Raw genomic sequence first — 25,337 nt, 5'->3', positions numbered from 1 at the left:
CCCGTGCGGGTCTGCAGGATGGGATTGAGTCGGGCAGATTCAGGTCCGGACCAGGGGTGATCCCCCCCCCCTCCTTTCACATCGTCTGGGTCAGGAGAACAGTCGAATCTTGAAGACCTTGGTGGCGACGATGGGCGGGATGACGGCGAGCAGGACAAGGATCAGTCCATAGGCCGCAGCCTGCCCGTTGAGCCCGGTGCCCATGAGCTGGAAGACCTTGATCGTGATGGTCTCCTTGCCGGCGGAGTACACCACCAGCGACGCGGAGAGCTCCGCGATGATCGTGGTCCACGTGAGCACCGTGGCCGCGGCGATGCCAGGGACCATCAGGGGCAGTACCACATTGATGAAGGAGCGGAACGGCTTGACGCCGAGGCTGATCGAGGCGTCCTCGAGGGAGTCGGGAATCGCGTGCAGGGTCGCTGAGGCGCTGCGGATGCCGTGAGGGAGCCGTCGGATGACGAACACCAGGACGATGATCGCAGCGGTTCCCCCCAGCGACAGCGGTCCGCTGCCGGTCCCGAAGGCCGTCATCATGCCGATGCCGAGGACGGTCCCGGACATCGCCATAGGCAGCATGACGATGTAGTCGAGATAGGGCGTCAGGAAGTTCTTCTTCTTGACGATGATCACCGAGACGATGGCGCTGACGATGACTCCGATGAGGCAGGCCAGTCCGCCGAACATCAGCGTATTGAGGATCGGCTGAGGCTCCCGGGCGAGCACAGTGGTGATGCTGTCCAGGGAGAACTCGCCCCAGTGGAGGACCGGACCGCTGGAGGCGGTGAAAGCGATGACGACGACCATGATCAGGGGCAGCGTGGAGGCCAGCAGGATGGCCCCGGCGATCACCGCCTGCGCTGCGCCCCTGATCCCCCGCGGCGTGATCGGGGTCCAGGACCTGCCTTGCACCATGTCGTACTTCTTCCGACCGACTGTCACCCGCTGGATGAACAGCACCGTCGCCACGATCGCGATGGCCACAGTGGCCAGTGTCGACTGCATCATGGGATCGCCGCCGGTCTCGGCGAGGAAGACACGATATGTCAGCGGCGCCAACAGCTCCACGGGCCCGCCGATGATCGTCGACGTCGCGAAGTTCCCCAGCGTCAGAGTGAACACGAGCAGCGACGTCGCGGCGACTGCAGGGAAGATGACTGGGATCGTCACTTGCAGTCTCGCCTTCAGCGGCGACGACCCCAGGCTCATGGCCGCTTCTTCGAGCTGGGCGTCGAACCCCTGGAACGCCGCCAGCGTCCCCAGGTACACGTAGGTGTAGTAGAGCAGCGGCAAGATCAGGATCAGCCCGGGCCACCCGTACAACGACGGCGGCTCCATCCCCAGAGAATCCCGCAGGAACCGTGTGAGGAAGCCGTTGTTGCCCAGGAACATGAGCCATGCCTGAGTGACGATGACCTCCGGGACCAGAATCGCGGTCAGCGGGAGAACCGCCAGCACTGACTTGAGCCAGAAGGAATGCCGTGCCGTGAAGTAGGCCAGGAAGACACCCAGACACGTCGCGATCAGGGTCACGATCGCCGCGAGCAGCAGGGTGTTGCCGACAGCACGCAGATACTGCGGTTCGGTGAAGAACTCCACCCACCCGTCCAGCGGCCCCGCCTCGCTGCCGAGGAATGAACTCAGGAATATGTTGACGATGGGCCATCCGAGGAAGAGCGCCAGCAGCGCCATCGCGACGATCGTGAGCATCAGCCAGGGAGAGAACTGGCGCCGTCTCTTCTCCGCAGTGATGCGGAAGGCTCGGGTCTCGGGTGCGGACGTGTGCAGCGTCGGCGTCGCACTCATGACGCCATCACCAGCGTCTCCGCTGCAGGGAAGAGCACCTGCACTTCGTCACCTGTGGCGAAACCCGGCCCCATCGCCGACTCGAAGGTCTCGACCTGCCCTCCCGTGGCGAGCTTGACGCTGTGTTTCTGCACCCTCCCCAGAAACTGTCGTCGGATGACTTCTCCCCTCACGGGCGTGCTCTGGTGGTCCTGCGGAGCGCCCATGGCGGAAAGCCGCACATGTTCGGGGCGCACGATCGCATAGGCGTCTCCGGCGGTGAGCTCGGTCTGCCGCCGTCCACGCAGGGGATGCTCTCCGAGCATGACGGTGACCTGCCTCCCGGACTCGGCGAGGGAATCGTCGGTGACGGTGACCGGAAGGACGTTGGCGGCACCGATGAAGTCCGCCGCATAGGCGGAGAGCGGCTCCCGGTACATCTCGTCAGGACTTCCCAGCTGCTCGATCTGACCGGAGCGGAACAGGGCGATGCGATCTGACATCGCCAACGCCTCTTCCTGATCGTGGGTGACGAAGACCGTGGTGATCCCCAGCTCCCTCTGCAGATCAGAGATGGATTCGCGGATCTGCACCCGCAGCTTGGCGTCGAGGTTCGACAGCGGCTCGTCCATCAGCAGCACGCTGGGCCGGATGACCAGGGCCCGGGCGAGGCTCACCCGCTGCCGCTGTCCCCCGGAGAGCGCCCCGGGGAGACGATCCTCGAAGCCAGCCATTCCGACCTGATCCAGCGCGTCGGACACCAGGCCGGGGATTCGAGCGCGGTCGATTCCTCGAGCCTTGAGACCGTACGCCACGTTGGTGGCGACCGTCTTGTCCGGGAACAGCGCATAGTCCTGAAAGACCATCCCGATGTTGCGCTGGTAGGTCGGCACGTTGGTGACGTTTCGGTCTCCGAAGGCGATCATGCCGCCGGCCGGCGAGATGAATCCCGCGATGGTCCGCAGCAGAGTCGTCTTTCCACAACCCGATGGCCCCAGCAGGGTGAAGAACTCTCCGTCGCGGATGGTGAGATCCATATTCTCGATGACCTTGGTCTCCCCATAGGCCACCGTGAGCTGATCCAGATGTATCGCGGTCATGCGAGGCCCCTCTCGGCACAGGTGCGGTGATTCCTGGTGTGTGATCAACATAACACCAGGAGGCCTACCTGTAAATACAAGTTGACCCAATGAGGGGTGCAGTGCTCGTCGTTCCATCCCCACGACGCCGCGGACGACATGAAGGATCCCGTCAAAACTTTGGCTCGTAAGGGTATTGACCTGGGACTATTCGAAATCTTTGGCGGATCCTCAGCACGTCGAGGCACCCAAGCCACTCACTCATAGGTGAGAAAAGTAATCATCACTACATCAGATCAGGAGTACATCTTCGTCGCCAGAACGCACCGCTGCACGCGAGGCCCACTCGGGGCGCATCCGCCTCACGGCACCCAGCGGTAACGGTGCTCGGGCCGTCCCGCCTGCCCGTAGCGCAGGGTCAGCTCTGCCCGCCCTTCGGAGCACAGGTGCTCCAGATAACGCCGGGCGGTGACCCGGGCGATGCCGGTGGCCTCGGAGAGCTCCGTGGCGGAGACGTCCTCCTCGGTCGCTCGCAGCGCCTCGGCGACACGCTCCGCGGTGACAGCGGTCAGTCCCTTGGGCATCGACCGGGAGGCCCGCGGATGCATAGTGCCGAACAGCGCGTCGATGTCGGACTGGGTGACGGTGGACATCGCGTCCATCCGCTTCCGGGCCGCGGCATAGCGTTCGAGCTGGTCGCGGAGCTGACGCAGCGGAAACGGCTTGATGAGGAAATGCAGGGCGCCCAGCGCCATGGCGGTGCGGACATGGTCCACGTCGCGCAGGGCAGTGATGATGACGGCGTCGACGACGCCGACCTCCCGCCGCCAGGCCAGGCTCCGCAGCTCCTCCAGGACGGTGAGGCCGGTCCTGTCCGGCAGGAACAGGTCCAACAGCAGCAGGTCCGGGCGATGGTGCCGCACCGCCTCCAGCGCCTCGCCCCCGGTGTGGACCACTCCGACCACGCTGAAACCGGGAAGCGATTCCACCAGCTGACGGTGGTTGTGCGCCACACGGACGTCGTCGTCGACGATCAGCACCGCATACGTCACAGGGTCTCCCTCCTGGGCGGGGCCGGAGTCGGCCGCACCGGCAGATAGGCGCAGAACGTGGTCTCCTCGTCATCCTCCACGGTGATCGAGCCGCCGCGGCGCAGGCAGGCCTGGTGCACCAGGGCGAGACCCATCCCGCGCCGGCCGCCGTCACCCTTGGTGCTGCGCCCCACCCGAAAGATCTCCTCGGCGATGCCGGGATCCAGACCGGGGCCGGAGTCGATGACGCGGACCTCCACGACGCCGGCCTCGGGCTGCGCGTGATCGGCCGCATCGCCGGCGACCTCCCCGTGGCGGCGAACCAACAGCTCCACCCAGCCGGCGGGACCGGCCGCATCCATGGCGTTGTCCACCAGGTTGCCCAGCACCAGCAGCAGATCGTCACGCAGGTCCTCGGGCTGATCCTCGGGCAGGTGGGAGAGCTCGGACAGGCTGAACTGCACGCCCCGCTCGGCGGCCTGGACGGATTTGGCCAGCACCAGGGCCGCCACAGCCATGTCCCCGAGCCGGGCCGCGATCTCGGCGTCGGCGCCCGAGGTGGCGGTGGACAGCTCGGAGAGATAGTCCCGGGCCTGGTCCACCGCGCCGAGCTCCAGCATTCCGGAGACGGTGTGGATCCGGTTGGCGAACTCATGGCGCTGGGCGCGCAGACCTTCAGTGACGGTGCGGGCGCCGTCGAGCTGATCGGTGAGCCGGGTGAGCTCCGTGCGGTCGCGCAGGGTGACGACGACGCCGCCGTCGGCCTCTCGCACCCGCACCGGCCGGCGATTGCACACCAGAATCCGCCCGTGCACGCCCAGCAGCAGGTCCTCTCCGGCCTCCGGGCCGCTGAGCACAGCCTCGGCCTCGGCGCTGAGCCCCAGCTGGGCCGGAGTGCGGCCCAGGTGGTCCTCGGGCAGCCGGAGCAGCTGTCGCGCCGGAGTGTTGGCCAGCACCACGCGATGCTCCACGTCCAGGGCGATGACCCCCTCGCCGATCGCATGCAGCAGCGCCTCACGCCCGTCGAGCAGAGCAGTGATCTCTCGCGGCTCCAGACCATGGGTGTCCGCCCGCAGCCGCCGCGCCAGCAGACGGGCGCCCACACCACCGGCTCCGACGGCGAACAGTGCCACGGCGAGGATCAGCGGAAGGGTCTGCACCGAGGCCAGCCGCACCTCGGAGGCGAGGATGCCCACCGAGACATAGCCGATCACGTCCTCACCCTCGTCGAAGACCGGGACCCGGGCCCGCATCGTGAGCCCGGCATGGCCATGCTCGACCCCTGTCCAGGTCTCACCGGCGAGCACCGGCGCAGGATCCAGGCTGGGGCGATGACCGATCGCCGACGGATCCGGATGGGACTGCCTGATCCCGTCACGGTCGGCGATCATAATGTATTCGAAGCCGCCCGCCTCCCGGAGCCGCTCGGCCCACGGGGCCAGGATCTCGGAGGGATCCTCGGTCTGCAGCGCCTCCTGGACAGTGGGCATCACCGCCACGGACTCCGCCATGGTGAGCACCCGCTGCTCATACTGCTGACGGGCCTCCACATACTGGACCACGCCCCAGAGCAGGATCACCGTCAGCACGGCTCCGATGAGCAGCGCCATGTTCCAGCGGAACAGCCGGGCGACCAGGGAGATCTCGCCGCGCGGCAGGACACCTCGCCTCCTCGCACCCATCGGGGCCCTCCTCCGCCGCCTGCCGAGACACCTGCCATGACCACTATGACCACTATGGCGCAGGGATGCACAAAACAGTGGCGCGGGTCACATAGGGACCATGCTGTCACAGAGATCACAGGCGCGACGCTCGTCACGCCGCACCCCGTCCCCAGGAGAATCCCATGCTCAGCCTCATCGGTCTGGCAGTGATCGTCACCATGACGACGCTGCTGATCCTCGGGCGCATCGCCCCCATCGTCGGTCTCACGGTCATCCCGGTCACCGGCGCGCTGGTCGCCGGCTTCACCTTCACCGAGATCGGCGACTTCTTCAGCGAAGGCCTCAGCTCGGTGCTCAACGTCGCCGTGATGCTGGTCTTCGCGATCCTCTTCTTCGCGATCATGAACCAGGCCGGCCTCTTCGACCCACTGGTGCGGCTGACGGTGAAGCTCACCCGCGGCAACGTGGTGGCGATCTGCGTGGGCACCGTGCTGCTCGCCGCGATCTGCCACCTCGACGGTGCCGGAGCCTCCACCTTCCTGATCGTCATCCCCGCACTGCTGCCGCTCTACCGTCACCTGGGCATGAGCCCCTACCTGCTCCTGCTGCTCGCCGGGATGAGCATGGGCGTGCTCAACATGCTGCCCTGGGGCGGACCGGTCGGCCGCTCCTCCGCCGTCGTCGGCATCGATCCGGTGGAGCTGTGGCGCGGACTGATCCCCGTGCAGATCCTCTGCCTGGTGCTGCTGGTCGTCGCCGCCGTACTGCTGGGCCTGCGCGAGCAGCGCCGCATCGCCGCCCGCGGCGGCGCCCCTGTGCAGGACCACGTCGCCGACGACGCCGAGGCCCGCACCGAGGACGCTGAATCGACCACCTCGCAGGACGAGCGCGAGCTGGTCGCCGTCGGCGCGAAGTCCGGCCGGACCCAGGCCACCGACACCATCGCCGGCACCGCCGCCCTGGCCGGGGAGACCCGCAGCATCCCCACCACCCCGACGACGTCCACCGGCCAGCACAACGGCGCCTCGGCGTCGGGTGACGATGCCTCCGCGTCGGGTGACGATGCCTCCGCGTCGGGTGACGATGCCGCCGACGAGAAGTACGCCGGTGAGAACGACGACGTCTGGGGCGAGCACGCCCCCGTCCGCACCCCGCGGTGGCGGATGATCGTCAACACCGTCCTGGTGCTGGGCATGCTGGCCCTGCTGGTCTCCGACATCCTGCCGGCGCCCCTGGCCTTCATGCTGGGCCTCAGCGCCGCCCTGATGGTCAACCACCCGCGGGTCAAGGATCAGATGGAGACCATCAAGGCCCATGGCGGCAGCGCCGTGGCCACCGGCGCCATCGTGCTGGCCGCCGGCTGCTTCCTCGGCATCCTCGGCGAGTCCGGGATGCTGGACTCTCTGGCCACCGACGCCGTCGCCATCCTGCCGACAGCCCTGGTCCCCTACCTGCACCTGATCGTCGGGTTCTTCGGCCTGCCGCTGGAGCTGCTGCTGAGCACCGACGCCCACTACTTCGCCCTGCTGCCCGTGGTGGAGGGCATCGCCGCCGAGGCCGGCGTCGGCACCCTCTCGGTGGTCTACACGGTGCTGGTGGGCAACATCATCGGCACATTCATCAGCCCGTTCTCCGCAGCCCTCTGGTTGGCCCTGGGCCTGGCCGGCTGCGACATCGGCAAGCACATCCGCTACTCGTTCCTCCCCATGTGGGTCTTCTCCGTGGTGGTCCTGGTGCTCGCCCTGGCGCTGGGCTTCATCCCCTGGAGCTGAGGCCCGTCCGGCCGACGCCACGCTGAGGCGGTCCGCAGCCGCTGAGTTGGTCTGGAGTGTGAGGTGCTCGATTCGCTCGAGTCGAGGACCCCACGCTCCAGGCCGACTCGTGTCTCAGGTCGAGGCTGCGGTGGCGGCGTCATGGATCATCAGCGCCGCATGCAGGGAGCTGCGTGACTCGCCGTCGTCCAAGGAGACTCCCAAGACCTCCTGGATCCTCTCCAGGTGGCTGTAGAGCGCCGGGCGACTCATGTGCAGCGCCTGCGCCACAGCAGACTTGTTCCCGGCCAGCCGCAGGTAGCTGCGCAGCACGTCCATCGATCTCCCCTCTCGACGGATGTCGTCCAGCAGCAGCGGACCGAGCTCAGCCTCGGCGAACCGCTGGGCGCGCGGATCATCACGCAGCAACGTGGCCAGCCCCCGGAAGCGCAGATCCGCGAAGCTGTGGCAGGCCTCCGCCGAGACGGGCAGCGTCAGCGCGGCCAGAGAGGCCTGCGCCGCATGCGGCGTGGCGAGGATCGCCTCGAACAGGTCGTCTGCCGGGTCGCCGAGTCCGATCACCAGCCCCGGGGCGGCGCAGGTCTGCTCGACGTGACGGCGCATCTCCCGCCCCAGCAGCCGCATCTGCTGGGCCACGCTCGTCCGGGCGCGGGTCCGCAGCGCGAGCACCATATGCACCGCACCATCGTCGGCGGTGGAGAGCAGCCCAGTGTGCCCCTGAGAGCGGATGGTGGCCGAGAGCGTGTCGTGCAGCCGCCGTGCCCGCGGCGGGCGGCCCTCGCCGGCCGGTCCGCGACCCGGCGTCTCCGCCGGGAGCCGGGCGACCGCCGCCAGATAGGCCGGAACCCGGCCCAGCCCCATCGCCGCGGCACGGGTCTGGGCCTGCAGCGGCCCCACCCGTCCGTCCAGCACGTCCTGGAACAGGTCACGATGGGCCTGCTGATGCAGGTCCTCCCCGCTGCGATCCTGCATGCGCTGCAGATGCAGCGCCTGGCCGGCGCGCTCCAGGACCATCTCCACCCGGGCACGCCGCATCTGGGGCTCGACGACGATCAGCCTCCCCCAGGGATTCTGCCGACCGCCGACGTCGACGGGGTGCCACATCCTCGCCGTATCCTGACTGAGGCTCCGCGACTCCGCCGCCCACCGGCCGAGCAGACCGCTGATCTCCCGCCCGGCATCGGCGACCCCCACCACCCGATGGGTGAGGTCCTCCAGCACCACCGGAGCGTCCAGCAGCTCGGCAGTGGTCCGGACGATCCCCGGCACCGAGGCCCGATGCATGGCCAGCTCGGTGAAGGTCTCATAGATCCGACGGGCGAACGCCACCTCGTCGTACTGCTCGGCCACCAGCCGCCGATGGACCTGTTCGGTGATCTCGACGAAACGGACCTCCCGCCGCAGCACCACCAGCATCAGACCCAGTGAGCGAGCCAGCTGGGCCAGACCTGCAGGGAGGAGCTGCTCCACGTCAGCCTCGGGCTCATCGAGGAGCTCCACCATCAGGCCGACAGCGCCCGCATCGGCCAGGCCGCGCAGGTAGCGCTGAGGTTCGCCGGCCAGCGTGCGGCCCGTGGTGAGGACCAGCTCCCCGCCGGGAAGCAGATGCGACAGGTCCGCGTCGCCGCTGCTGTGCACCCAGCGCACGGTCCGGTCCAGGCCCCCGTCGCTGAGCACCTCCGGCGCACCGGCGCGCACCACGTCCAACTCCAGGATCTCTGCCAGCGTCACAGCCATTGACACAGTGTAAACAGCACCCGGTGAAGTGCATACAGCATGCCCGACGACGCCTTCGGCGCACCCTGCCAGGCTGGTCCTGTCACCGTCAGTCCGACCGCCGGGACGACAGGCCCCGGAACTGCGGCGTCCCGGCGTTCCGGCGTCCCGGATCTCAGCAAGGAGCCCCTCATGACCACCACGATCACCCACTGGCGCCACGGCGAGCCCTTCAGCGGAACCTCGGATCGCCGGGCCCCGGTCACCGACCCGGCCACCGGAGAGGTCGTCTCGGAGGTCGCCCTGGCCTCCGCCGATGACGCCCACACCGTGATCGAGGCGGCGCGTTCGGCCTTCCCCGGATGGCGCGACACCTCCCTGGCCCGTCGCACCGCAGTGCTCTTCGCCTTCCGCGAGCTGCTCAACGCACGGAAGCCTGAGCTCGCCGAGATCATCTCGCGGGAGCACGGCAAGACGATCTCCGACGCCCTCGGCGAGGTCGGGCGCGGTCAGGAGGTCGTGGAGTTCGCCTGCGGCATCGCCCACCTGCTCAAGGGCGGCCACACGGAGAACGCCTCCACCGAAGTGGACGCCTACTCGATCCACCAGCCGCTGGGCCCGGTGGGCATCATCAGCCCATTCAACTTCCCCGCCATGGTGCCCATGTGGTTCTTCCCCCTGGCCATCGCCTCCGGCAACACCGTGGTGCTCAAGCCCTCGGAGAAGGACCCCTCCTCGTCGCTGTGGATCGCGCGGCTGTGGAAGGAGGCCGGCCTGCCCGACGGCGTGTTCAACGTCCTGCAGGGCGACAAGACCGCCGTCGACGAGCTGCTGACCCACCCGACCATCAAGGCGATCAGCTTCGTGGGCTCCACGCCGATCGCCGAGTACGTCTACCGCACCGGCACAGCCGCCGGCAAGAGGGTCCAGGCGCTCGGCGGGGCGAAGAACCACGCCATCGTGCTGCCCGACGCCGATCTCGACCTGGCCGCCGACGCCATGGTCTCCGCCGGATTCGGCTCCGCCGGCGAGCGCTGCATGGCGATCTCCGCCTGCGTGGCCGTGGGACCGATCGCCGACGAGTTGGTCGCCAAGATCGCTGAGCGCACACGCGGCCTGACCATCGGTCGCGGCAGCGAGGAACCGGACATGGGGCCGCTGGTCACCGGCGAGCATCGGGACAAGGTCTCCCGGGCCATCGACGTCGGCGAGGCCGCCGGGGCGGAGCTCGTCGTCGACGGCCGCGGCCAGCAGGCCCCCGGGCTCGACGGCGGGTTCTGGCTGGGCCCGACGCTGTTCGACCACGTCAGCGAAGAGATGCCCCTCTACACCGAGGAGATCTTCGGCCCGGTGCTCTCCGTGGTGCGCGTCGAGTCCTATGACGAGGCGCTGGCCCTGGTCAACAGGAACCCCTATGGCAACGGCACGGCGATCTTCACCCACGACGGCGGCGCGGCCCGGCGGTTCCAGAACGAGGTGGAGGTCGGTATGGTCGGGATCAACGTCCCGATCCCGGTGCCGATGGCGTACTACAGCTTCGGCGGGTGGAAGGCCTCGCTGTTCGGGGACTCCCATGCCCATGGGGTCCACGGAGTGCACTTCTTCACCCGAACGAAGGCCGTGACCAGCCGCTGGCAGGACCCCAGCCACGGCGGCCTGCAGCTCGGCTTCCCCCAGAACGCCTGATGCCGCACCGCAGGTCACCGCTGAGCCGACCAGGAAGGACCACCCACCATGCCCCCTCGGACCCCCGCCCAGGAGACCCATCCGGCTGACGCTCCGCAGCGCACGGTCGACGCCGCCACCCGTGATCAGGCGCGGAGGACCTACGAGCTGGACCGCCGGCATGTCTTCCACTCCTGGTCCGCTCAGGCGGAGCTGGACCCGATGACCATCGTCGGGGCTCAGGGGAGCTACGTCTGGGACGACACCGGGCGTCGTCTGCTGGACTTCTCCTCCCAGCTGGTCTTCACCAACATCGGCCATCAGCATCCGGCCGTCGTCGAAGCCATCCAGCGACAGGCCGCCGACCTGTGCACCGTCGCCCCGCAGCATGCCAACGCCGCCCGGTCCCGTGCCGCCGAGCTGATCGCCGAACGCACTCCGGGGGACCTGGACCAGATCTTCTTCACCAACGGCGGGGCCGATGCGGTGGAACATGCGGTGCGCATGGCGCGGCTGCACACCGGCCGGTACAAGGTCCTCACCCGGTACCGTTCGTACCACGGGGGCACGGACACCGCGATTAACCTGACCGGGGATCCGCGCCGCTGGCCCAACGACTACGGCGCCTCGGGAGCGGTGCACTTCTTCGGGCCGTTCCTCTACCGCTCGTCCTTCCACTCCGCCACGCAGGAGGAGGAGGCCGCACGCGCCCTGGAGCATCTGGAGCAGACCATCCGCCTCGAAGGCCCGGAGACGATCGCGGCCCTCGTGCTGGAGTCCGTCCCCGGCACGGCCGGGATCATGGTCCCCCCGGTGAGCTACATGCAGGGGGTGCGTGAGCTGTGCGACCGGTACGGCATCGTCTTCATCGCCGATGAGGTCATGGCCGGCTTCGGGCGTACCGGCCGCTGGTTCGCCATCGAGCACTTCGACGTGGTCCCGGACCTGCTGACCTTCGCCAAGGGAGTGACCTCCGGATATGTGCCGCTGGGCGGGGTGGCGATCTCCCGACGGATCGGTGAGACCTTCGACCACCGTCCCTACCCGGGCGGCCTGACCTACTCGGGTCACCCGCTGGCCGCCGCCGCGGCGGTGGCCACGATCAAGACCATGGAGGCCGAAGGCATCGTGGAGAACGCCCGGCGGATCGGTGAGGAGGTCATCGGCCCGCGGCTGCGAGAGATCGAGCAGCGTCATCCCTCGGTCGGCGAGGTCCGGGGCGCCGGGATGTTCTGGGCCGTAGAACTGGTGAAGGACCCGGTCACGCGTGAGCCGCTGGCCCCCTACGGGGGCGGCAGCCCGGAGATGGCCGCCGTGCTGGCTGAGTGCAAGGCCCTCGGCCTGCTGCCGTTCGCGAACTTCAACCGCATCCACGTGGTGCCGCCCTGCACGATCACCGAGGCCGAGGCGATCGCCGGGCTGGAGATCCTGGACCGTGCCCTGGAGACCGCCGACGGCGCCGTCGTCAGCTGATCCCGGGCTGGGCCCGTCCGGCCGGACTCCGGCCGGACGGAGCAGCTCCAGCCGGGTGTTCAGACGCTGATGCGGTCCACCGGTTGGGAGGAGTCGGCGGGGATGTCCAGCGACGACGGCGCCACACCGGCGGCGACCAGTTGGGCCCCCAGCGCGGCGACCATCGCTCCGTTGTCCGTGCAGAGGGAGACCGGCGGGATGCGCAGCTCGATGCCGGCGTCGGCGCAGCGCTGCGCCAGCAGCTCGCGGAGCCGCCGGTTGGCGGCCACTCCCCCGCCCAGCAGCAGCGTGGTGATACCGTGCTCCTCAGCTGCGCGCACCGCTTTGGCGGTGAGCACGTCCACCACCGCCTCCTGGAAGCTGGCGGCGATGTCCGCCGTCGGCACGGGCCGTCCGGCGGCCTCGAACTGCTCCACCGCTCGGGCTACCGCGGTCTTCAGCCCGGAGAAGGACCAATCGTGCCGGTGCTTACCGGGCTGCTCAGCGGTGCCGACGAACTTCGGCAGGGTCAGCCCGCGGGGGAAGCGGAAGGCCTCCGGGTCGCCGTCGGCGGCGAGCCGATCGATCTTCGGTCCACCGGGGTACCCCAGCCCCAGCAGCCGGGCGACCTTGTCATAGGCCTCTCCGGCGGCGTCGTCGATGGTGGAGCCCAGCAGCTCCACCTCCCGGGTGAGTGAACGGACCCGCAGGATCTCGGTGTGCCCGCCGGAGACCAGCAGCGCCCCGGTGCCGACCGGCAGCTCGGTGACGCCGGCGCGCCGGTCCGGGTTCGAGTCCCCCACCAGCGGCCCGCCCTCCAGCAGTCCCACTCCCACATGGGACACCAGGTGGTTGACGCCGTAGAGCGGCTTGTCCGCAGCCAGGGCGAGCCCCTTGGCGGCGGAGAGCCCCACCATCAGGGCCCCGGCGAGGCCCGGCCCGGAGGTCACGGAGATCGCGTCGAGGTCGTCGAGGCTGACCTGGGCGGTCTCCAGAGCCTGGCGCAGCGTGGGCACGAAGGCCTCCAGGTGGGCGCGGGCGGCGATCTCCGGGATCACCCCGCCGAAGCGGACATGCTCTTCGATGGAACTGGACACCGTGTTGGCCAGCAGCTCGGTGCCGCAGACGATGCCGACACCGGTCTCGTCGCAGGAGGTCTCGATGCCCAGCACCAGCGGGGCGGCAGATGCAGGGCTGGCGGATGCGGTGTGCTCAGTCATCGTGTCCTTCTCCTCCAGGTTGAGAGGGTGTGTTTCGGCCTGAATGAGTCGTTCTCAGGCCTCTTTCCGGCCGAAACGCACCCTCTCAACGGGGTGTGGGTCGGGGGTCTCAGCGCAGCCGGGAGGCCGAGGTCGGGGCGTCCAGGTCGGTCAGCGGCTTCTGCATGATCAGCGCGTCGACGCCGTCCGAGTAATAGCGGGGCCGCGTGTGAATGGGGACGAAACCTTCTCTGGCGTAGAGACACTGGGCGCCGTCGTTGTCCGCGCGGACCTCCAGCAGCACCTGCTCCGCGCCCCAGGCGGCGGCGGTGTCCACCACCAGGCGCAGCAGCCGGGTGCCGAGTCCGCGGCCCTGGGCCTCGGGCGCCACGGCGATGGTCTGCACGTCCGCCAGCGGCAGCACGCACATCATCCCCACGTAGCCGATGATCCGCTCATCGGTGATCGGGTCATCCTCCACCGGCTCGGTGAGCACCCAGTAGCGGCGGGTCGCCCGCTCCCCCTGGGTGTGGGCGAGCTCCTGAAGGAAGAACTGCTCGGGCCAGGCGTCATGCGGGAAGAGTCGCCGCTCCAGGGCGAGGACCTCGGGGACGTCCTCGACGGTCATCGTCCGCAGCTCGACGGCGGGCGCGGCGGTCATGCGCGCAGCCCCTTCATGCGGTGGCCTTCTTCATGCGGTGGCCTTCTTCCGGGCGGCAGGGACCTTGGCGTCGGACTCCCGCAGGTACAGCGGCAGCGGCTCACGGCGGGCCGGGGGGTGAGCCTCGGCGATCAGCGCGAGCTCGGCGGCGTCGGCGGTCCACTGGGCGGCCTCGGCCGGCATCCCGGCAGGCAGGCTGAGCCACTCGGGATAGAGCGCGACGCCGACCCCGACGGCGCCGACTGCGGGCAGCGCGGAGGCGGGGCCGACGTGTGGACCGTCCACCCGCTCGGCGATCATCCCGCCCGCCCCATCCGCGAGCGCCACGACGCGGTACCGGCCCCAGTAGACCTCGCGTCGGCGGGCATCGGCGGCGACGAGGAACTCAGCCCCGGCCTCCTGACCGTGGGGGATCGCGCGGCGGGCCGGTGAGTCCAGACTGCACAGGCCGTGCAGCGGCTTCTGCCAGACCTCGGCCAGGGTGTGGGCGAGTACCAGTCCCACCCGCAGTCCGGTGAAGGGGCCGGGCCCGACCCCGACGCCGACGGCATCCAGCCGGGGGCCGGTGACCTCGGCGCGGTCCAGCACCTCACGCACTGCGGTGGCCAGCACTTCGGCGTGGGTGGTGGTGGCATCGGTGTGCCAGGAGGCCAGCACCTCGCCGTGGTGCACGACGGCGGCGGAGGCACCTGCGGAGGAGTCGATCGCGAGAAGCACCCCTCCATGGTAGAGGGTCCGCGCCGATGACGAGGCCCTGCTCGTACCGAGAGACCCTGCCGACGTCGTGGCCTCAGAGCACCATCGCGGCGGTCACTCCGCCGATGAACAGTGGGATGTTGAAGTGCAGGAAGGTCGGCACACAGGTGTCCCAGATGTGGTTGTGCTGACCATCGGCGTTGAGCCCGGAGGTGGGGCCCAGCGTGCTGTCCGAGGCGGGCGATCCGGCGTCGCCGATGCCGGCGGCGGCCCCGATGAGCGCGGCGGTCGCCAGCGGGCTGAAGCCCAGGCTGGCGGCGAGCGGCACGAAGATCGCAGCCAGCACCGGCACCGTGCCGAAGGAGGTGCCGATGCCCATAGTCACCAGCACGCCGACCAGCATCATCAGCACCGCGGCCAGCAGCTGGCTGTCACCGATCCATCCGCCGGCGGTCTCCACCAGGGAGTCCACGGCGCCGGTGGAGGTCAGCACTGCTGCGTAGCCGGAGGCCACCAGCATGATGAAGGCGATGGTGCCCATCATGGCCACACCGCGGTCGATGATCCGGTCGCTGGAGGTCCAGCGCTCCCCGCGGACCAGGAAGATCACCAGAATTCCGGCCAGAGCGGCGATCACCAGGGAGCTGTAGATCAGCTGCAGCGCCAGGGTGACCGCGAGCCCGAGGAGGACCGCGACGTCGCTGCGCCCCCAGGGCGACGGGGCGTCCTGTGCCGAGCCCAGGCTGCGCGCACTCGGGGACCCGGGCGACGGTCCGTCGACACCGACCTCGGCGGGGAGATAGACACGGGGCCTGCGGTAGGTGACCAGCACGGCGACAGCCAGCCCGACGACCATCCCGGCCACCGGGATCGCCATCGCCAGCGGCACCTGTCCCAGCGAGATCTCCAGGCCGTGGCGGCCCATCTCGTCGGCGACGATGCTGTGGAAGATCAGTCCGAAGCCCAGCGGAACCAGCAGATAGGGGGCCTTGAGCCCGAAGGTCAGCGCCGTGGCGATGGCCCGCCGATCGAACTCGAAGCGGTCGAAGACGCTCAGCAGCGGCGGGATGAGGATCGGGATGAAGGCGATGTGGACCGGCACGAGGTTCTGCGAGAGGCACGCCAGGCCGGCGATGGCGAAGAGCACCACCGCCCGTGGTCCGCGCAGCAGGGGCATCACCCGTCGGATGAGTTTCTCCGTGAGGCCTGAGCGGGAGACCATCACCGCCAGTGTGCCGAGCAGGATGTAGCTCAGGGCGGTCTCGCCCTGGTCGCCGAGCCCACCGATCACCGTCGAGAAGGTCTCATCCAGGGACAGGCCGCCGGTCAGCCCCGCCGCCAGGGCGGCGAGCAGGAGCGTGATGATCACATTGACCCGTGCCAGGCTCAGCACGGCCAGCAGCAGCACGGAGAGCACCACCGGATTCAGGAGTTCGGACACCCTCGGTTCACCTCATTCTCGACAGCGGGAGAACGCGCTGCTCGACCGGCGGAGGGCCCGGACATCACGGCACCCCACCCTCGGCTCATTTCATGTAACGGCAAGCACGTCCCACCTATTGAAACTGTGATCCAGGACATATGCAAGTCCGGGGACCGCCGGAGTCCAGGGCTGCGGGCGCAGGGGACGGTGAGGAGTGGAGCGCAGACCTGTGCGGAGAGAAAGGGGCGCGCAGACCTGCGCGGAGAGAGTGGAGCGCAGGCCGTTCAACGGCCGAGGGCGGGCGGATCCTGCCAACGCGGCCCGTAGCCACGCAGCACCGCCTGGCGGAGGGCGCCGAGCACGTCCTCCGCAGACTCCGAGAAGTCCGTGATGATCTCCGGGCCGGCCCCCGGCCGCCCTGAGTCCGGCCGGTCGCTCGCGACCTGCGGGGCGACCAGTTCGAGGTCCAGCCAGGAGCCGTTCTGGCCCACCAGTGCGGACTCGGCCAGCCGACGACCCCACTCGACCACTGTCACCGCCCCGTCCATGGTCGCGGCGAGGTCGAGGTCTTCGAAGCCGCCGACGTCGGTCCGGTAGGCGTCCACGTGGACGAGGTCGATCCCGCCCGAGTCGCCGCCGCGGTGGATCCGGCTCAGGACGAAGGTCGGCGAGCTGACCTGTCCTGTGACGCCGAGTCCCTCGGCCAACGACTGGGTGAAGGTCGTCTTGCCGGCGCCGAGACCCCCGGTGAGGATCAGCAGATCGCCAGCCCGCAGCTCCGCCGCCAGGGCACGCCCCAGTGCGGCGGTGTCCTCCAGGTCCTCCAGCTCGAGACGCCGTACCCACGCCTGGCCGGGCCACGGCTCGGGGACCAGGTCCGCACCGCCGGCGGTGGCCGGGCCGCTCACGCCCTGTCCTGCCCCGGGCCTGCCGTGGACCCCGCGGAGGTCGGCCGGTCGGATCTGGCCGGCAGGGCCGCCTCCCCGGGCGTCGTCGACGTCGGGGGCGCCAGCACCAGCCGGGGGACCCGTCCCCCGATACGGGTGATGATCTCGTAGTTGATCGTCTGCGCAGACCGGCCCCAGTCGGCCGCGGAGATCCCGGAGTCCCCGCCGAAGAGCGTCACCTGGTCCCCGACGGCGACCTCGGTGTCGGTGTCCTCCAGGTCCACCACGAACTGGTCCATCGCCACCCGCCCGACGGACTGGTACACCCGGCCGGCGATCTGCACCGGGGCATGCACCGCGATCCGCGGGACGCCGTCTCCGTAGCCCAGCGGGATCAGCGCCAAGGAGGTCGGCCTGTCCACCCGGTGGGTGAGGCCGTAGCTGATGCCCTGCCCGGCCGGCACCTGCTTGACGTTGGCTACGGTGGTGCGCAGCTCCATCGCCGGACGCAGACCCAGCTCCTCGGCCGTACGGTCGGCGAACGGACTCTGCCCGTAGACGCCGACCCCGACCCGGACCATGTCGAAGTGCGCATCCGGGCGGGAGAGCGCCGCCGGGGTGTTGGCCACGTGCCGCAGTGAGACGCTCAGCCCGGCCTCCTCCGCGGACCGGACCGCCTCCCGGTACAGCTCCAGCTGTTCATCGGTCTCCCGGCGGTCCGGCTCATCGGCCACCGCCAGGTGGGTGAAGATCCCCACCACCGAGAGCAGTCCGCTGTCCTGGTGATCGACGGCGCGGGCCACCAGCTGCGGCCACTGGGCCAGAGTGCAGCCGTTGCGGCCGAGACCGGTGTCGATCTTCAGGTGCACATGGGCCGGGGTCTGCAGCGCCGAGGCGGCGGCGGCGACCTCCTCGAGCTCCCAGCCGGAGATGCCGATGTCGATGTTCCGGCTGATCGCCTCGGCGAAGTCCGTCTGCGACGTGTGCAGCCACGCCAGCACCGGAGCGTCGATCCCGGCGTCACGCAGCGCCAGGGCCTCGGTCACATGGGCGACGCCGATCCAGTCCGCCCCGGCCTCGACGGCGGCCTGCGCCGCGGTCACCGCCCCGTGGCCGTAGCCGTCGGCCTTGACGGCGACCATGAGCTTGGCGGGACGGACATAGGAGGCGATGGTCTCCACGTTGTGACGGATCGCGGCGGGATCGATGATCGCCGCACGTTCGTACCCGTCGGGAAGACCCCGCAGCGGTGCGGGCACGCGGGCATGCGTGCCGGGGGTGGACATCATGACGTCCACTCTACGCGGCGACAGCTCGCGTCTCCGAGCCGCAGGCCCGGTGTCGCGCCACCGGCGCCGCGTCCGGCGGCGTCAGCGGCCCCGGCGACGGCGACCCCGTCAGCGCCGGCGGAGCGAGCGGTTCAGCGCATCCGGTCGGCCAACCAGCTGCCCCAGGCGACGCCGGCGCCCAGCAGCAGGATCCACAACACCTGCAGCACCGGGTCCAGCGGCGCCCAGAGCAGCCCGAAGGTGACCAAGGCGCCGACGCCGACGGCGGTGGCGCCCGCGGTCACGGCCGTGCCGACCGGGCTGGTGGCCGACAGCCACCGGGAGAACATCCCCAGGGCGGCGCCCAGCAGCCCTCCCACCAGGCTCACCGGCGCCAGACCCTGCACCAGCACGGCCAGTGCATAGAGCGCCTGGTCTGAGGAGATCCGACCGAGCATCACCTCCACCGGCACAGCGACGATGACGATGAGCGCGACGGCGGTGAGCGACCCCAGGGCGCAGAAGACCAGACGGGCCATCGGGCGCACGGGGGGAACGGCGCTGCTCATCGAGTGGGCCCGACGGCGGAGAGCAGCTCACCGGCCCCGAACGCACCGCACCCATAGGGGTCCAGCCGCTTGGCGGCCTCCGCGTGCAGCCGTACCCCGAGGGCGGCGGTACGCCACATGGGAGCCTGCGGATCCACTGCGGCCAGCGATCCGATGATGCCGGTGAGTACGTCACCGGAGCCGGCGGTGGCCAGCCCCGGAGCGTGGACCCGGTGCACCACGGTCGGCCCGTCCGGGGCGGCGATGACCGTGGAGGGCCCTTTGAGCAGCACTGTCACGTTGAGCCGGGAGGCGAGCTGCTCCACAGCGCGCGCAGGGTCTCGGTCCAGGACGTCCAACAGATCCTCGTGCTGGGTGTGGCGCATGACGCGGCGCAGCTCCCCGGCGTGCGGAGTCAGCAGCACATTGGGCCCGAGGTCCTCATCGGCGAAGTACTCAGCATCCAGGTTGGCCAGGGCGGAGGCGTCGATCACGCAGGGGTGCTCCTTGCCGGCCCATTCCACCGCACGTCCCATCGCCGCGATCTGGAAGACGTCCCGAGAGATGCCGGGACCGATCGCGGCGGCCGTGGCCCGCTCCAGCACGGCGCTGGACTTGCCCGAGGTGGTGACCACCTCCGGCATCATGATGCTCAGCCGCTCGCGGACCTCCTCGGGGGCCTGCAGCGTGACCATGCCTACCCCGGAGGTCACCGCCGCCGTCGCGGTCAGCTGGGCGGCCCCGGGATACTGCACGGAGCCGGCGATCACGTGGAGCACACCGCGGGAGTATTTGTGGTCCCGGGCAGAGACGCGAGGCCTGCTGAGCGGCTCCGGAGTGCGGTCGGCGTCCGGAGTGGTGGACCGCAGGCGTTCGTCGCCCACGAGCCAGCGCGCCGGGGTGGGCAGGTTCTCCCCCAGCCCGATGTCGACGGCGCGGATCTCCCCGGCCGCATGGGAGCCTTCGCCCAGCGCCAGTCCTGATTTGATGCCTCCGAAGGTCACCGTGACGTCGGCGGCGATCACGTCTCCGGCCACCGCCCCGGTCTCGACGTCCACCCCGGAGGGGATGTCGCAGGCGATCACCTGGGTGGACTCCGCGGCGAGGACCTCCCCCAGCCCGGGGATGTGCGGCATCTCGAAGCCCACCCGGGAGCCGGTGCCGATGATCGCGTCGACCAGCGCGTCGGTGTCGGTGTCGACGACGTCGACGAACCTCCCTCCGGCGGCCAGGAAAGTCTCCACACCGGCCTGATGGGCACGGTCGCGCATCAGCACGGCATGCGTCTCGATTCCTCGGCGGCGCAGCATCGCCAGGGCGTAGAGGCCGTCTCCTCCGTTGTTCCCGGAGCCGATGAGTCCGGTGACCTTGGCCCCGTAGACGGAGCCCCGGATGGCGCGGAGCCGCTCGAGGACGGCTTGGGCGAGGCCGTAGGCGGCACGGCGCATCAGCGTCTCGCGGTGCCCGGCCTCCAGCAGGGGAGCCTCCGCGTCGCGGATCTGGCGGCCGGAGTACAACGGGATCAGCGGGATCCGTGCGGGTGCGCCCATCGGTCAGCCCTTCCCTTCGGCCACGACCATGGCCGTGGCGACGTCGCCGTCATGGGACAGCGAGAGATGCCAGTGCGTCACCCCGCGGGCCCGGGCCACGTCGGAGACCGTGCCGGTCACCTCCACCTGGGGAGCACCGCGGGAGTCGAGCACGACCTGGCAGTCCTGCCAGTTCATGCCCGCCGGAGCGCCGAGCGCCTTGGCCACCGCCTCCTTCGCGGCGAACCGAGCCGCCAGCGAACGGACAGTCAGTCCACGCTCCGCCGGGACGAAGAGCCGCTCGCGCAGGGCGGGCGCCTTCGTCAGCTGCTGGGCGAAGCGGGTGACGAGCACGACGTCGACACCGATCCCGACGATCACAGCGGACCCTCCTTCGGCTGTATCTGCTGGGGTGTTCTGCGGGGGTGTTCTGCGGGGGTGTTCTGCGGGGAAGCCCTCCATGGGACTCACTCCACAGTGACCGACTTGGCGAGGTTGCGCGGCTGGTCCACGTCGTACCCCTTCTCACTGGCCAGGGCACAGGCGAAGATCTGCAGGGGCACCGTGGTCAGCAGCGGCATCAGCAGCGGCTGAGTCTCCGGGACGCGGAACACCGCCTCGGAGAACTCCCGGACCGCCTCGTCACCGGACTCCGCCACGGTGATGGTCTTCGCCCCGCGGGCTCGGACCTCCTGGATGTTGGAGACGACCTTCGCATGCAGGGAATCCCGGCCGCGCGGGGACGGGACCACCACGAAGACCGGCTGGCCCTCGTCGATCAGGGCGATCGGGCCGTGCTTGAGCTCACCGGCGGCGAAGCCCTCGGCATGGATGTAGGCCAGCTCCTTGAGCTTCAGCGCACCCTCCATGGCCACCGGATAGCCGACATGCCGCCCCAGGAACAGCACCGAGGGGGTGTCCTTCATCTCGCGGGCGAGCTGTTTGATCTGATCCGAGGTGTCCAGGATCTCCTGGATCTTGCCCGGGATCTTGTGCAGGTCCGCGAGGATGTCGGTGATCTGGCCCTGGAAGAGCTGACCGCGCAGCTGCGCCAGGAACAGACCCAGCAGGTAGGCGGCGGCGATCATCGCCAGGAACGCCTTGGTGGAGGCGACCGCGATCTCCGGCCCGGCATGCAGGTAGAGCACCGCATCGGACTCCCGCGGGATGGTCGCCCCGTTGGTGTTGCAGATGGACAGGGTGCGCGCCCCCTGCTCCTTGGCATAGCGGACCGCCATCAGCGTGTCCATGGTCTCCCCGGACTGGGAGATGGACACCACCAGGGTGGTCTCGTCGATGATCGGGTCGCGGTAGCGGAACTCGTGGGCCAGCTCCACCTCCACCGGGATGCGGCACCAGTGTTCGATCGCGTACTTCGCCACCGTGCCGGCGTAGGCGGCGGTGCCGCAGGCCAGCACGATGATCTTCTGGACGTCCTTGAGCTCCTGGGCGTCGATCCGCATCTCGTCCAGGGTGAGGCGGCCCTCCGCGTCGGTGCGACCCAGCAGGGTGTCCTCCACCGCCTTGGGCTGCTCGTTGATCTCCTTCTCCATGAAGGTCTCGTAGCCGCCCTTCTCCGCGGCCGCGGCGTCCCAGTCCACACGGAACCGTTTGCCCTGGGCTTCAGCGCCGTCGAAGCCGATGATGGCGACGTCCTCGGCGGTGATGGTGACGATCTGGTCCTGCTCCAGCTCCACGGCCTCGCGGGTGAAGTCGATGAACCCGGAGACGTCGGAGCCCAGGAAGTTCTCGCCCTCGCCCAGTCCGACGACCAGCGGGGAGTTGCGGCGGGCCGCGACCACACGATCCGGCTGATCCACATGCACCGCCAGCAGGGTGAAGGCGCCCGCCAGCTCCTGACAGGCCAGGCGCATCGCCTCGGTGAGATCACCGGCGGCGTCGCCGGCGAAGTGTCGGCCGATCAGCTGGGCGGCCACCTCGGTGTCGGTCTGCGAGTCGAAGCTGCAGCCGTCGGCGCGCAGGCGCTCCTTGAGCTCGGCGAAGTTCTCGATGATCCCGTTGTGGATCACTGCCAGCCGACCCTGGTCCCCCAGGTGGGGATGCGCATTCTGGTCGGTCGGGCCGCCGTGGGTCGCCCAGCGGGTGTGTCCGATGCCGACCGCGGCTTCGGAGACGGGCGACGCATCGATCTCGGTGAGGAGGTTGGCCAGCTTGCCGGCCTTCTTCCGCGTCTCGACGTCTCCTCCGGCGACGGTCGCCACACCGGCCGAGTCATACCCTCGGTACTCCAGTCGGCGCAGCCCTTCGAGCAGCACGTCGAGTGCGTTGTGTTCTGCAGTCTTCTCAGGCAGGCCGATGTAGCCGACGATTCCACACATGCCACATAGCGTATCGTGTTCACGTGTCACCGCACCCTGATGAACACCCCCGCCCGGCGGCCCCCGTCCCCACCGAGCCGCACCCGACCGGTCCCCTGCCGGCGGAGGTCGCGGGAACCGCCCCGTGGGCGGGATCACCTCCGGTGCCCGCCGACGCCTCGGACCATTACTCGCCCTTCGTGGAGCTGGACCGCCGGGCCTGGTCCCGGCTGGCCGACACCATCGAGCAGCCGCTGAACCAGGACGACGTCGACCGGCTGCGCGGCATCGGAGAGCACCTCTCCCTGGACGAGGTCTCACAGATCTACCTGCCCCTGTCACGGCTGCTCTCCATCTATGTGGAGTCGGCCGCGCACCTGCGCGCGGCCACCAACGACTTCCTGGGCGGCAATGCTCGCCGCACCCCGTTCGTCATCGGAGTGGCCGGCTCGGTGGCCGTCGGGAAGTCGACCACCGCCCGTGTGCTGCAGGAGATGCTGCGCCGCTGGCCCTCCACCCCACGGGTGGAGCTGGTCACCACCGACGGGTTCCTGTACCCCAATGCGGAGCTGCGCCGCCGCGGACTCATGGAGCGCAAGGGCTTCCCGGAGGCCTACGACCGACGCAAGCTGCTGCGCATGGTCTCCGAGGTGAAGTCCGGCAAACCCGAAGTGCGCGCCCCCTGGTATTCCCATCTGTACTACGACATCGTCCCGGACAAGGAAGTCGTGATCAGACGCCCGGACGTGCTGATCGTCGAAGGGCTGAACGTGCTGCAGCCGGCCCGCGTCCGCGCCGACGGCACGACCGGCCTGGCGCTGAGCGACTTCTTCGACTTCTCCATCTATGTGGACGCGAAGCAGCGCCATATCGAACAATGGTATGTGGACCGCTTCATGCGGTGGCGCACCGGGGCCTTCGCGAATCCGGAGAGCTACTTCCACCAGTACTCGTTCCTCTCCGACCAGGAGGCGGTGCAGCGTGCCACGGACATCTGGCACCGGATCAACGGTCCCAACCTGCGGGAGAACATCCAGCCCACCCGGTCCCGGGCGCGGCTGGTGATGAGCAAGGACCGTGATCATTCGGTCTCCCGCGTCCTGCTGAGAAAGGTGTGACTCCGTTCCCGTGAGCCCCAGCTCCTCGACACCTCGCCCCACCGCTGGCGTGAACCGCCGCCCGCGTCCCTCCCGGGCAGTGATCCGCCGCCGCAGGATCGCCGCCGTGGTGCTGCTGGTGCTGCTGATGGCCGGGCTCGGCTGGCTGGGAGCGCGGCTGGTGGACACGCTCAGCTCGACGGACCAGCAGGAGTCCTCCGCACCGCAGGACGCGGAGGGCGGCTGGCAGGACGAGCAGAACACCGACGAGGACACCGGTGCGGATGGCGGCGCGGGCGCCGGTGCGGGCACCGATCTGGCCGCCGAGCAGGAGCAGGCCCGGCCCGAGCCGGAGCCGCGGCAGACCCAGACGCTGGACCCGGAGGACCTCTATCCCCGCGTCAGCGACGCCTCCTTCGACCCGGACTCCATCCACGTGCTGGTCAACCGTCTCAATCCGTTGGACCCGCTGGACTACAGCCCCGATGATCTGGTGACCCCGCCGGTGCGCTCGGTGCGCGAGGGCATGCTGCTGCGCGAGGAACCCGCCGAGGCGCTGGCGGAACTGTTCGACGCCTCGGACGCCGAGGACCTTCAGCTCACGCTGACCAGCGCCTACCGGTCCTTCGAGTACCAGCGCACGCTCTACGACGCGCGCGCCGCAGAGATGGGTGTGGAGGGTGCTGACGAGTACACCGCCCGACCCGGTCATTCCGAGCATCAGACCGGGCTGGCCGCCGATGTCATCGCCCATGACAACCCGACCTGTGGGCTGGGCTCCTGCTTCGGCGACACTGAGGAGGGCATCTGGCTGGCGGAGAACGCCCGCCGGTTCGGCTTCATCATCCGCTACCAGGAAGGCGCCGAGGACATCACCGGCTACGCCTATGAGCCCTGGCATCTGCGCTATGTCGGAGAGGAGACCGCCGAGGCCGTCTATGCGGAGGACCTCACCCTCGAGGAGTTCTGGGAGGAGCCGGCGGCTCCGGAGTACCCCGAGGACGGCGACGCACCGGACTGATTCTCTCCCCCCCTCGCCCGGGGCCGGCGCGGGGCCACGATGAGACATGTCTCTCTCACGCCCCGACCAGGGGACGCGGCTGACTCGTCCTGTCTAGAATCGGGGCATGCTCAAAGGATTCAAAGACTTCATCATGCAGGGCAACGTCGTGGACCTCGCCGTCGCCGTCGTCATCGGCACCGCCTTCACCGCGGTGATCAACGCCCTGGTGGAGAACGTGCTCATGCCGCTGATCTCCGCCCTGGTCGGGGCCCCCGACTTCGACAGCTTCGCCGTCGTCTCGCTCAACGGCAACGACATCCTCTTCGGTGTGCTGCTGACCCAGGTGGTCAACTTCCTGCTCATCGCCGCGGCCATCTACGTCGTCGTCGTGGTGCCGATGAACAAGATCATCGAGGCCCGGAAGCGTCGCCTGGGCCTGGACCTCGAGGATGCCGAGGACGTCGAACCGGACGTGCAGCTGCTGACCGAGATCCGGGACCTGCTCCAGCAGCAGTCCGCGCGCTGAGCTCCACGGTCCCCGAGG

At 69.4% G+C, this 25,337-nt stretch carries 21 protein-coding genes; 6 read left to right on the top strand and 15 right to left on the bottom strand.

What is annotated here, in order from left to right:
- Positions 1 to 90: 90 nt before the first annotated feature.
- From ACYVKI_RS09585 to ACYVKI_RS09570, 4 genes are all read right to left on the bottom strand, one after another.
- Complete coding sequence (locus ACYVKI_RS09585) at positions 91 to 1,806, bottom strand: ABC transporter permease (protein WP_460690119.1); 1,716 nt, start codon at positions 1,804 to 1,806, stop codon at positions 91 to 93.
- Complete coding sequence (locus ACYVKI_RS09580; RefSeq protein ID WP_460690118.1) at positions 1,803 to 2,885, bottom strand: ABC transporter ATP-binding protein; 1,083 nt, start codon at positions 2,883 to 2,885, stop codon at positions 1,803 to 1,805. Before ACYVKI_RS09580 ends, ACYVKI_RS09585 begins: the two co-directional genes overlap by 4 nt.
- 341 nt (positions 2,886 to 3,226) lie before the next feature.
- On the bottom strand, positions 3,227 to 3,916 hold the full coding sequence (locus tag ACYVKI_RS09575) for a response regulator (RefSeq protein ID WP_460690117.1): 690 nt from the start codon (positions 3,914 to 3,916) through the stop codon (positions 3,227 to 3,229).
- A complete protein-coding gene (locus tag ACYVKI_RS09570; protein ID WP_460690116.1) occupies positions 3,913 to 5,577 on the bottom strand; it encodes an ATP-binding protein in 1,665 nt (554 codons plus the stop codon). The genes ACYVKI_RS09575 and ACYVKI_RS09570 overlap by 4 nt, the downstream gene beginning before the upstream one ends.
- A gap of 164 nt (positions 5,578 to 5,741) precedes the next feature.
- On the opposite strand from ACYVKI_RS09570, the gene ACYVKI_RS09565 reads away from it, so the two are divergent.
- Positions 5,742 to 7,331, top strand: coding sequence for a CitMHS family transporter (locus tag ACYVKI_RS09565; protein ID WP_460690115.1), 1,590 nt, complete (start codon positions 5,742 to 5,744; stop codon positions 7,329 to 7,331).
- Between the two features lie 114 nt (positions 7,332 to 7,445).
- On the opposite strand, the gene ACYVKI_RS09560 is transcribed toward ACYVKI_RS09565, so the two are convergent.
- The gene (locus ACYVKI_RS09560) at positions 7,446 to 9,068 is read right to left on the bottom strand and encodes a PucR family transcriptional regulator (protein ID WP_460690114.1); all 1,623 of its coding nucleotides are present in this window, start codon (positions 9,066 to 9,068) and stop codon (positions 7,446 to 7,448) included.
- A 171-nt stretch (positions 9,069 to 9,239) separates the two neighbouring features.
- Between ACYVKI_RS09560 and ACYVKI_RS09555 the strand changes: the two genes are divergently transcribed.
- Positions 9,240 to 10,733 (top strand): CoA-acylating methylmalonate-semialdehyde dehydrogenase, encoded by a 1,494-nt coding sequence (locus ACYVKI_RS09555; RefSeq protein ID WP_460690113.1) that lies wholly within the window; start codon positions 9,240 to 9,242, stop codon positions 10,731 to 10,733.
- A gap of 48 nt (positions 10,734 to 10,781) precedes the next feature.
- Positions 10,782 to 12,185 (top strand): aminotransferase class III-fold pyridoxal phosphate-dependent enzyme, encoded by a 1,404-nt coding sequence (locus ACYVKI_RS09550; protein WP_460690112.1) that lies wholly within the window; start codon positions 10,782 to 10,784, stop codon positions 12,183 to 12,185.
- Between the two features lie 59 nt (positions 12,186 to 12,244).
- Here ACYVKI_RS09550 and tsaD read toward each other — a convergent pair whose 3' ends face one another.
- The 10 genes from tsaD to glmS form a co-directional block, all read right to left on the bottom strand.
- Positions 12,245 to 13,384: a tRNA (adenosine(37)-N6)-threonylcarbamoyltransferase complex transferase subunit TsaD gene (tsaD, locus tag ACYVKI_RS09545; RefSeq protein ID WP_460690111.1), complete on the bottom strand. Its 1,140-nt coding sequence runs from the start codon at positions 13,382 to 13,384 to the stop codon at positions 12,245 to 12,247.
- 109 nt (positions 13,385 to 13,493) lie between these two features.
- Complete coding sequence (gene rimI / locus ACYVKI_RS09540; protein WP_460690110.1) at positions 13,494 to 14,024, bottom strand: ribosomal protein S18-alanine N-acetyltransferase; 531 nt, start codon at positions 14,022 to 14,024, stop codon at positions 13,494 to 13,496.
- Between the two features lie 30 nt (positions 14,025 to 14,054).
- Positions 14,055 to 14,741: a tRNA (adenosine(37)-N6)-threonylcarbamoyltransferase complex dimerization subunit type 1 TsaB gene (gene tsaB, locus ACYVKI_RS09535; RefSeq protein WP_460690109.1), complete on the bottom strand. Its 687-nt coding sequence runs from the start codon at positions 14,739 to 14,741 to the stop codon at positions 14,055 to 14,057.
- A gap of 73 nt (positions 14,742 to 14,814) precedes the next feature.
- Positions 14,815 to 16,161 carry an SLC13 family permease gene (locus ACYVKI_RS09530; RefSeq protein ID WP_460690108.1) on the bottom strand — a complete coding sequence of 449 codons (1,347 nt, stop codon included), beginning with the start codon at positions 16,159 to 16,161 and terminating at the stop codon, positions 14,815 to 14,817.
- Positions 16,162 to 16,427: 266 nt separating this feature from the next.
- The gene (tsaE, locus tag ACYVKI_RS09525; protein WP_460690107.1) at positions 16,428 to 17,051 is read right to left on the bottom strand and encodes a tRNA (adenosine(37)-N6)-threonylcarbamoyltransferase complex ATPase subunit type 1 TsaE; all 624 of its coding nucleotides are present in this window, start codon (positions 17,049 to 17,051) and stop codon (positions 16,428 to 16,430) included.
- Positions 17,048 to 18,316 carry an alanine racemase gene (gene alr, locus ACYVKI_RS09520; RefSeq protein WP_460690524.1) on the bottom strand — a complete coding sequence of 423 codons (1,269 nt, stop codon included), beginning with the start codon at positions 18,314 to 18,316 and terminating at the stop codon, positions 17,048 to 17,050. The genes tsaE and alr overlap by 4 nt, the downstream gene beginning before the upstream one ends.
- A 134-nt stretch (positions 18,317 to 18,450) precedes the next feature.
- Complete coding sequence (locus tag ACYVKI_RS09515) at positions 18,451 to 18,867, bottom strand: hypothetical protein (RefSeq protein ID WP_460690106.1); 417 nt, start codon at positions 18,865 to 18,867, stop codon at positions 18,451 to 18,453.
- Positions 18,864 to 20,396 carry an NAD(P)H-hydrate dehydratase gene (locus ACYVKI_RS09510; RefSeq protein ID WP_460690105.1) on the bottom strand — a complete coding sequence of 511 codons (1,533 nt, stop codon included), beginning with the start codon at positions 20,394 to 20,396 and terminating at the stop codon, positions 18,864 to 18,866. The genes ACYVKI_RS09515 and ACYVKI_RS09510 overlap by 4 nt, the downstream gene beginning before the upstream one ends.
- A 3-nt stretch (positions 20,397 to 20,399) precedes the next feature.
- Positions 20,400 to 20,756 (bottom strand): holo-ACP synthase, encoded by a 357-nt coding sequence (locus ACYVKI_RS09505; RefSeq protein ID WP_460690104.1) that lies wholly within the window; start codon positions 20,754 to 20,756, stop codon positions 20,400 to 20,402.
- Positions 20,757 to 20,842: 86 nt separating this feature from the next.
- Entirely contained in the window at positions 20,843 to 22,714 is a 1,872-nt protein-coding gene (gene glmS / locus ACYVKI_RS09500) for a glutamine--fructose-6-phosphate transaminase (isomerizing) (RefSeq protein ID WP_460690103.1), read from the bottom strand.
- 143 nt (positions 22,715 to 22,857) lie between these two features.
- Here glmS and coaA point away from each other — a divergent pair, with 143 nt between their 5' ends.
- The 3 genes from coaA (at position 22,858) to mscL (ending at position 25,319) form a co-directional block, all read left to right on the top strand.
- Positions 22,858 to 23,811 (top strand): type I pantothenate kinase, encoded by a 954-nt coding sequence (coaA, locus tag ACYVKI_RS09495; protein WP_460690523.1) that lies wholly within the window; start codon positions 22,858 to 22,860, stop codon positions 23,809 to 23,811.
- Between the two features lie 10 nt (positions 23,812 to 23,821).
- Positions 23,822 to 24,811, top strand: a complete 990-nt coding sequence (locus ACYVKI_RS09490; RefSeq protein WP_460690102.1) for a M15 family metallopeptidase — start codon at positions 23,822 to 23,824, stop codon at positions 24,809 to 24,811.
- A gap of 106 nt (positions 24,812 to 24,917) precedes the next feature.
- The gene (gene mscL / locus ACYVKI_RS09485; RefSeq protein ID WP_460690101.1) at positions 24,918 to 25,319 is read left to right on the top strand and encodes a large conductance mechanosensitive channel protein MscL; all 402 of its coding nucleotides are present in this window, start codon (positions 24,918 to 24,920) and stop codon (positions 25,317 to 25,319) included.
- The last annotated feature ends 18 nt before the right edge of the window (positions 25,320 to 25,337 follow it).

It is taken from the genome of Nesterenkonia suensis (assembly GCF_054782935.1).
Note: the sequence above shows the minus strand (reverse complement) of the source record. Positions and strands in the feature narration are given on the sequence as shown.

Coding starts and splice junctions, on each gene's coding strand:
- ACYVKI_RS09565 (WP_460690115.1), top strand. CDS start 5,742: ATGCTCAGCCTCATCGGTCTGGCAGTGATCGTCACCATGACGACGCTG.
- ACYVKI_RS09515 (WP_460690106.1), bottom strand. CDS start 18,867: ATGAGCAGCGCCGTTCCCCCCGTGCGCCCGATGGCCCGTCTGGTCTTC.
- ACYVKI_RS09560 (WP_460690114.1), bottom strand. CDS start 9,068: ATGGCTGTGACGCTGGCAGAGATCCTGGAGTTGGACGTGGTGCGCGCC.
- ACYVKI_RS09570 (WP_460690116.1), bottom strand. CDS start 5,577: ATGGGTGCGAGGAGGCGAGGTGTCCTGCCGCGCGGCGAGATCTCCCTG.
- ACYVKI_RS09510 (WP_460690105.1), bottom strand. CDS start 20,396: ATGGGCGCACCCGCACGGATCCCGCTGATCCCGTTGTACTCCGGCCGC.
- ACYVKI_RS09550 (WP_460690112.1), top strand. CDS start 10,782: ATGCCCCCTCGGACCCCCGCCCAGGAGACCCATCCGGCTGACGCTCCG.
- ACYVKI_RS09585 (WP_460690119.1), bottom strand. CDS start 1,806: ATGAGTGCGACGCCGACGCTGCACACGTCCGCACCCGAGACCCGAGCC.
- mscL (WP_460690101.1), top strand. CDS start 24,918: ATGCTCAAAGGATTCAAAGACTTCATCATGCAGGGCAACGTCGTGGAC.
- ACYVKI_RS09555 (WP_460690113.1), top strand. CDS start 9,240: ATGACCACCACGATCACCCACTGGCGCCACGGCGAGCCCTTCAGCGGA.
- alr (WP_460690524.1), bottom strand. CDS start 18,316: ATGTCCACCCCCGGCACGCATGCCCGCGTGCCCGCACCGCTGCGGGGT.
- glmS (WP_460690103.1), bottom strand. CDS start 22,714: ATGTGTGGAATCGTCGGCTACATCGGCCTGCCTGAGAAGACTGCAGAA.
- tsaD (WP_460690111.1), bottom strand. CDS start 13,384: ATGACTGAGCACACCGCATCCGCCAGCCCTGCATCTGCCGCCCCGCTG.
- rimI (WP_460690110.1), bottom strand. CDS start 14,024: ATGACCGCCGCGCCCGCCGTCGAGCTGCGGACGATGACCGTCGAGGAC.
- ACYVKI_RS09580 (WP_460690118.1), bottom strand. CDS start 2,885: ATGACCGCGATACATCTGGATCAGCTCACGGTGGCCTATGGGGAGACC.